5 protein-coding genes are annotated in these 7,888 nt (G+C 57.5%); 4 read left to right on the plus strand and 1 reads right to left on the minus strand.

Going from position 1 to position 7,888, the window contains the following annotated elements; genetic code table 11:
• Positions 1-27: 27 nt before the first annotated feature.
• Positions 28-3,069, minus strand: a complete 3,042-nt coding sequence (locus tag NZK35_RS03735; RefSeq protein ID WP_259631257.1) for an FG-GAP-like repeat-containing protein — start codon at positions 3,067-3,069, stop codon at positions 28-30.
• Between the two features lie 486 nt (positions 3,070-3,555).
• Here NZK35_RS03735 and NZK35_RS03740 point away from each other — a divergent pair, with 486 nt between their 5' ends.
• From NZK35_RS03740 to NZK35_RS03755, 4 genes are all read left to right on the plus strand, one after another.
• On the plus strand, positions 3,556-4,827 hold the full coding sequence (locus NZK35_RS03740) for a DUF1559 domain-containing protein (protein WP_259631258.1): 1,272 nt from the start codon (positions 3,556-3,558) through the stop codon (positions 4,825-4,827).
• 106 nt (positions 4,828-4,933) lie between these two features.
• Positions 4,934-5,116, plus strand: a complete 183-nt coding sequence (locus NZK35_RS03745) for a hypothetical protein (protein ID WP_259631259.1) — start codon at positions 4,934-4,936, stop codon at positions 5,114-5,116.
• A 125-nt stretch (positions 5,117-5,241) separates the two neighbouring features.
• Complete coding sequence (locus NZK35_RS03750; protein WP_259631260.1) at positions 5,242-6,372, plus strand: multiheme c-type cytochrome; 1,131 nt, start codon at positions 5,242-5,244, stop codon at positions 6,370-6,372.
• 152 nt (positions 6,373-6,524) lie between these two features.
• Positions 6,525-7,865: a tetratricopeptide repeat protein gene (locus NZK35_RS03755; RefSeq protein ID WP_259631261.1), complete on the plus strand. Its 1,341-nt coding sequence runs from the start codon at positions 6,525-6,527 to the stop codon at positions 7,863-7,865.
• Positions 7,866-7,888 lie beyond the last annotated feature (23 nt).

Here is a 7,888-nt window from a genome sequence, read left to right on the forward strand (position 1 = left end):
TCGTCTGCTCCTCGTTTTGCATTGCGTTCACTTCTGTCCGCGTAGGAGACTGGTTGCCGCGTCGTCGCCTTGGACGACCAAATAGTGGGTGTTGGTTGCCAGGTTGCCGATCCGATCGACCGAGCCGTCTGGCCAGATGACGTGAACGTTGTTGACTTCATCGGACGATCCGACGCCGGCTCGCAAGATGCGTTCGTTGCTACACATGTAGCCATCGCCGGACAGGCACCACAACGATCGCTTTTTACCGTCATGCGAAAAACGAACGATCGCGCCGGTCGCATCTCGCGCACATTCCCGACCGATCAATCGAAAGGAGAGGTGACGGTTGGTCGTGGGCGTTTGGTTGATCAACAGTCGAGCATGTTCGCGCGTGTGGGTGATCATCACGTCATTGCGGTGGTCACCATTGATGTCTATGGTCCAGAGCGCTCGGCCGACGTGGGGGCGTGAAAAATAGTCTCCCCAATCGTCGTCGTCGAGTAACACAAACATGCCGTCGGTGCGGCGTTTGAAAATCTGGAACGGTTGCTCATAGGCATACTCTCCATCATCAAATTCACCAATATGACCGTTCGTGACCACGATTTCGTCGCTCCCGTCACCGTCCAAGTCGATCGCTTCGGTTCCAAAGCCGACCGTCGCCAGGGTCGGTTGCAGCAAGCCGACCTTGCCGGACCGGTCGCTCCAAAACCCCGGCGAGACTTGTTCGTAGTAAATGTTGTACTCATTGGCAAAACCGGTCACGTACAAGTCCAGATCGCCATCGCCGTCAAAATCACTGGCCGCAATTCCCATCGAAGCCTGGGGCCGGGAGGCGGCGTCGACGGCCACGCCGCGTGCGACCGCCGTTTGGTCCAGTCGCACGGGTGATCGCTCTGTTTGCGATTGGGCGGTATGCGATTGATCGATTTGCGCTGGAACGGTTTGCGTCAACAGTTCATTGGGCGACATGTCATTGGCAAAAAAAATCCCCAGCGTGTCCGGTATCAGCATGCCCGCAAGCACTCCCATCGTTCGGCCGGACGAGAGGGGATCGGTCAGGCGATCGGTGACTTCGGAAAAACGGCCGCAAGCATCTGCCAAGTAGAGACGGTTTGCTTGGGCGCGAAATCGAAGCGGATGACAGGTCCCCAGTTTGCCGGATTCGTTCGGGCAGGGCCGATCGGGGTCGCCGGCGGTCGAGCAATAATTTCCGGTCACCAAGTCAGAGATGCCGTCGCGGTTGATGTCCACGAACGCGGCACAGGTCGTCCACTCGGCGGTCGTTTCGTCGCTGAAAAGGTCATCACAATTGCTGAACGATCCGTCGCCGTTATTTCGCAACAGTCGATTGGCACCGAGGTTGGCAAAGAACAGATCGGGGAATCCGTCTTCGTTGAAATCGCCGACGCAACATCCCTGGCCGAAGTCGGTGTAGGCGATCCCGGCCGGCTTTGAGACCGGCAGCAGGCGGTCACCGTCGTTCCTCAGCAGTTCGTTAGGGTGCGAGTCGGATTGCAACATCTCTCCACCGGCCCCCATCACCACGACATCCGACCAGCCGTCAAGATCGTAGTCGATGGCGCCGCCGCCGACGCCCGTCGACCGCGTCAGCGCGCCGCGTCGATCGTCGTCTGGATCGCTGTCGGCCCCCAGCCCGGTCAGTCCCCAGCGACCGCTTTCATCACCCAGACGAATCGAAACACGCGGTGAATCGGTGGGGATGTTCGCGATTTGAGGATCGACGTCGATGTCGTCCGGCACTGGCGTTGTCACTGGCGTTGTCGCTGGCATCGGCAGATGTGACAGGTCGATGTCGAACTCGTGGTTCCAGGTCGTGGACTGCCAGCGTTGATCGCGCTTCAGTCGATCAACAATCTGTGTTCGTGTGCCGGCCAGATCTGCAACCGGTTCGTCGGCAAGCGTCGTGGCAACTGCGGCCCACGCTTCTGCTTCCCAGTTTCTCCCAAGACGGGAAAGCGATTTGGCGATCTCGACAGCGATCCGCTGGCTCTTGTGTTCGCTCCAAGTGAACGCGCTTAGATCTTTGCGCATCAGCAACAGGTTCTGCACACGCTGGTCGATCTGATTCAGTTGGGCCTCCGACACCGAATCAGAAGACTTGTCGGCCGAATTCTGAAGCACGCGCATCGAAGTTGCCAATTGAGCCCACGCGACGCTGCTGTTGGGATCTCGCCGCGTCGCTTCGTGAAACGCCCGCGCCGCGTGGGCGTGTTCGTTTCTGGATGTCCACCAGCTGCCCAGGGCGAGCCAGTAGTCAACCTGTTCCTTACAATGCTCCGACGTATGGGCGATCCAGGCCACCAATTCCGATTCAAGCTGTTGAGCCGCAAGGACATACCCAAGTAGGGCTTGGGCGGGCGCGAAATCAGGATGTCGGTCAAGGATCTCGCGACAAACGTCCCGGGACGCTTCAAACTTACGATTGTCCTTCAAATCGATCGCTTCTCCCATCCGAACGCGCCTGTCATCGGGATTTCGCTCGATCATCCATTGCACCGTTTGTGTTGAAAACGTGCGGCTCTCGGCATCGGTCAACGCGACCAACAACTGCAGGTCAAAGTGACGTTTGCGAATCAGCGTCTGGTAATGTGGTTCGATCAATTCATTGCGTTGAGCTTCTTTCAAGAAGCCGATCAATTTGACGCGCAGCAGATGATCGGATGGATTGGCTTGGACCGTATCTTGCAGCAAATCGATCACGTCGTAGAGACGCCCCACGTCGATCAAGGCTTGGATCGCGTGCTCAACCCGCTGCGGATCGAAGTCGCTGTGCCGAGCAGCCTGGACCATCAGATCAGCCGCTTGCGACGTGCGCCCCATCCTCGCCGCGATCACTGCAACTTCTGTGATCATCGCTGGATCGTCCGGGGCCAATAGCAATGCTCTTGGGGCCATTTCCCAAGCGACGTCCCAGTTGCGATCTGAAACCGCGCGTTGCATCGCCTGGATCGGATCGGACAACTGTTCCTGATCGTTGCCGACCTCGGGTTGAATCGTCTGGTTTACATCGGCGCCACACCCCACGACCCAACAGAATGCGACGAGCAGAAACCAACGTTGCATCGGCGGGACCTTTAGCCTCGCTCCAATCGAATCGAAAGGAGGGCATGGCAGAACGATTTGAAGTGGCAGAATGATACGGGACAGAATAACAATATACCCACTGAAAATTAGTGAACACAACCAATGCCACCTGTGGCCATTCTGCAAGACCCATAGTGTGTGCAAGATATAAGTTGGTTCCATAAAACAACAAAAGCGGCATTTTATGCGGAACATTTCGGCCTCTGCCGCGGTTCACTGCTCTACATGGCTGATAGCAAACCCATCGATGGGCCAGCGAATCAGTTGCCCGCCTAGAAGCAATTCGTTCACCCACCAAACAGGCATTGAAACTTTCCCTGCTTTGGGGAGGTGGTTCGACATCTATCTACGTTCATTGATTGGTATTTAATTCGTTGGATGCGATTAGATCTAGAACGGACCACATTGTGCGTGAGGCTTTTCGTTGGCGTTATCACTTCCTTCTTTGTTTCATTGGAGCACGAAATGGTTCGAACCCGCGCAGCAGGTCGCCCTGCTGGTTTTACACTCGTTGAGTTATTGGTGGTCATCGCCATTATCGGGATCTTAGTAGGGCTTCTCTTGCCCGCGGTCCAGGCCGCTCGAGAGGCTGCACGACGAATGAGTTGCAGCAACAATTTCAAGCAACTCGGTTTGGCAATTCACAATTATCATTCCGCATTCAAGCAACTGCCGCCGTACGGTGGCGGCACGGGCAAAGGACTCGAGACGCCGCCGGCATGGTGGCGTGCGAGCAACACGGCCAATCGCAAAAGCCTGAGTATTTGGGTGCCTTTGACGGCGTACTTTGAGCAGCAGGGCCTGTGGGATCACATTTCCAATCGAAGTATCCAGACGGTGACCGGTGCCGCACCGCCCGGCCCACTCAATTACTGGCCGGCGATGGGACCGAGTCCCAAGTCGTATTCGACCAATCCGGGGTATATCCCTTGGCAGTCGGAGATTCCGACGCTGCGTTGCCCGAGTGACGGAGGATCGGGACTTCCTGGGCGTGGCCGCGTCAACTACGGCGCCTGCTTGGGCGAAGCCCCCAAGAACCAGATCATCTCCCACTTTGACACCGCTCAAATGGTGCCCACGACCAATGCCGGCAATGCGAGAAACGCCAAAACACTTCACCGTGGCATGTTCGCTCCGTATACGAAATTCGCGTTTCGTGATGTGAAAGACGGCTTGTCCAACACGATCGCGTGTGGGGAAATTGTCACCGATCAAGGCGACAAGGCGATCAATGGATCGATCTCGTGGTCTTCCACTGGCGGCGACGACGATCACTTCTTTAATCCGATGCACTGTGTCGATTCCAATGAAATTGATCCGGATCGACCGCGGTTCTGGTGTGATAGCCAAAGCACGGGTGGATGCACTCCGCCGACCAGCGTTGTGGTGGGTGAGACCAATGGCCGCGGCATGAGTTGGGCCTCGGCGTTCCGGACTTCGATTCAAGCCGTCTTTACGGTCCGTCCGCCTAACAGCGAGCTTTGTATCGGACGCTGGGCCGACAATCCCGGCAACTTTTCACCGAGCAGTTTTCATCAAGGCGGGTGCCACGTGCTGATGGGTGACGGTGCGGTCACGTTTATCACCGATTCGATCGAAGCCGGTGACCAGCGGGCCTCGGGGATCTGGTACGACCAGAACCAGTCCCGTCCCGGTGCGGAAAGCCCCTACGGCCTGTGGGGCGCCCTCGGCACCAAGGCTGCCAGTGAAGTGATCGACGAGCAACTGAATCAGTAATCGCTGAATCAGTAAACCCAATTGCAACCTCGGCTCGAAACCATCGCGTCTCGCCCTCGTTCCTAGGGGGCGAGATCTTTATTAACCAGTTAACTATAAAGGTTTTATGATGAGAAAGTATTTCTATATATCGATTTGCATACTCTGTTTGATTCCCGCCGTCGGTTGCGGAGGCTCCGGAGACACGGCGATCGTCGGGCCGCCCGAGACAGAAGCGACCAACGATGTACCGGTTGAAGGCATGAGCGAGGAAGAATACGCCAAAGCGATGCAACAGTCGGCGAGTTAATCGCTGCCACCGATTGTCTCGCATCACACCTACCGGCTATCGTTGCCGGATTGCCTGGGTCAAACGTCCCGGGCAATCCGGGCAGCGGGGTCGCCATTGGATCGCCCGTCTCGTTTTCGTTGCCGATGAATCGATTTGCAAATCACACCCGCGTTGCGGTTCCCGCAGTCGTCGCGGGTCTGTGCATATTGGTGATGTCGTGCCAGTTTGCGACGTTCGATCAGGCTGGCGATCGCGTGGTTGCTCACGATGACGTTGGAGCGACTGAGCCGACCTATGTTGGCAAACAGGTTTGTCGGGAATGCCACCAAGAAAATTTTGAACTGCATCGGCACTCCGGCCACGCCGATACGTTTGCGACAACGCTTGAATCGAACATCGCGAAGAAGTATGCCGAGAAAGCTCTGGATGCCGGAGAGCCGTATGGCGTTTTTCAGTATCGGTTCGGACAAGAGGGGCTGCAGTCCCGACGGACGGCCGATCCCAACGGAGAACCATTTCCGCTGCATTTCGTACTCGGATCGGGACGTAATGCGGTCACCTTGCTCACGTTGATCGACGACAACGGGCCGGATGTCGCCGGGGTCGAACATCGGATCTCTTGGTTCGGGTCACATGGTGATTTCGGATTGACGCCGGGACACGTGGGCCTGGTTCCGCACAACGAACTGGAACATTGGGGCAATGTGGTTCGTGGCGAGAGCGTCAGGCAGTGTGTTGATTGCCACACGACCACCGGCACCATCGTCGGAACGGAGATCATCAATCTGGTCGCCGACGTGAACTGCGAGAAGTGTCACGGCCCTGGCAGTGAGCATGTTCGTCAATCCAGAGCGTCCTCGTCACCGCCGCCGTATTCAGTGGGCCGCGAACAATGGGATTTAGAATCGGAACTGCAATTGTGCGGAGATTGTCATCGGTTGCCGCGCCACATCGACCCGGGAGCGTTACGTGCCTACGCCAACGAATTACTTCGCTTTCAACCCGTCGGGCTGCTGAGAAGCGAATGCTACTTGGAATCCGAAGGCACGTTCATGTGTTCGACGTGCCATAACCCGCATCAAGACTCAAAGACCAAGTCGACAGCCGACTACGAACAGGATTGCCGGAATTGCCATCAACCGGATTCCGACAAGCATGTCGCTTGCAGCGTGTCGCCGACGCACGGTTGTATCGAATGTCACATGCCGGCGAAAACGTTCGAGCAAGGAATGGTCTTTCACGACCATTGGATTCGCGTTCGGGAGGAACCATGAAACCCCTGCCTGGATGCCGTCTGTCTCAAGCATGGTGCCCATGGAGTTGGCCGAAATCGTTTCGACGAGACACTTACTTTGTCGCGACGTGTTTCGGACTACTGATTTGGTTTGCTGGGTGTGAGCACGCAACCCGAGAAACGAACGGCGGCGTGCCTCACTCCGCTGCTTCGACTTCGAACGCTTCAAGCGGCGCGGCCGAAATCCAGGTCCACCAACGGCGGAGTCCTGAACCGAAGCCAAAAGCGCGTCCGATACTTGATGACGCCTCCACGAACGAAGCACGAAAGCCCGCTCCGGCGTCGGCTACTCTGCCGACTAATTCGCTGACGGCGGCCGCAGCGGGCAAACTTGCCACCGAAGCCTTGCGCAGCGGTGACATCGACGCGGCCTACCAACACGTACGGGTGGCGATGTCTCAAACGCCCGAGGATCCGCAAGTGATCTTCTTGATGGCACGCGTGCTGGGGTTGCGCCACCGTTTTCCCGAAGCGGTTCGGATGCTGGATCGGCTGGCGGTCGCGCATCCGGAAACACGTCTGCCCGCGTTGGGCCAGACGTCCGAGTGGCTTGTTCTGCACGGCGACTACGCGGACGCCGAATCACGCTTGCGACGCCTCGTGGATGAAGTGCCCCAAGTCGCGATGCCGCATCGCGCGCTGGCCAACTTGTTGCTCGGGCTGGGCAGACGTCTTGAAGCTGCCGATCACCTGCGGATCATCTGTCGCCAGGGTGACATTCACGAATCAGAGTTGCTGACCCTGTTGAAAGTCTCCATTCCGCTGTCCGGGACACACTCGATCGACCCGCTGAATGGGCGTGCCAAGGCGCTCGATTTGATCGCGCAGAACCAGTTGCATGATGCGCGTCAGGTGTTGCTTGAATCCTCAATCCAAGACGCCGATCAAAACGCGTTGCTCGGACGTGTGCTGGCACTTGTCCAGGATGGCAGGGCGCTTGATGAATGGATGGCACGCAAAAAAATGGACCGCAACGATGTCCATACCTGGTTCGCCTTGGGGACACAGCATGCACGGTCCGGGGACCACGAGTCCGCGACGCGTTGTTTTTGCGAGGTCGTCCTGCAAGACCCGACCGATGGTCAGGCGTATGAATCGCTGAGTCAATCGTTGGCCGAATTGGGACGTGAAGAATCGTCGAATGCTGCGGCCGAGCGTGCCGAGCTGATCGGGCGGACCCAGCTGATCGCCACCGGGTTGAAGCCGTCGGCCGACGAACGTCTGGCCCAGATCGATGAACTCATTCAACGACTTGAGCAATTGCAACGCCATGACGAGGCCCTGGCTTGGCGGTCCGTGCAAGTGCTTTACGGGCAATCGGTGCTGACGAAGCAGCAGGCGATCGAGCGGATGCGGCAGATCGATCAGCGGCGGCAGGAACTTCGAGAGACCGGGGAGTTTGGGCCCAGTGATTCGTTTGTCGTTTGTGGCGTCGGGCTGGGGGGAGAGGTGGGGAGAGTGGAGGCAGAATGATTCGGGGCAGGTGCGCCGGGATA

The organism is Stieleria sedimenti (assembly GCF_025060895.1).
Lineage (GTDB): Bacteria > Planctomycetota > Planctomycetia > Pirellulales > Pirellulaceae > Stieleria > Stieleria sedimenti.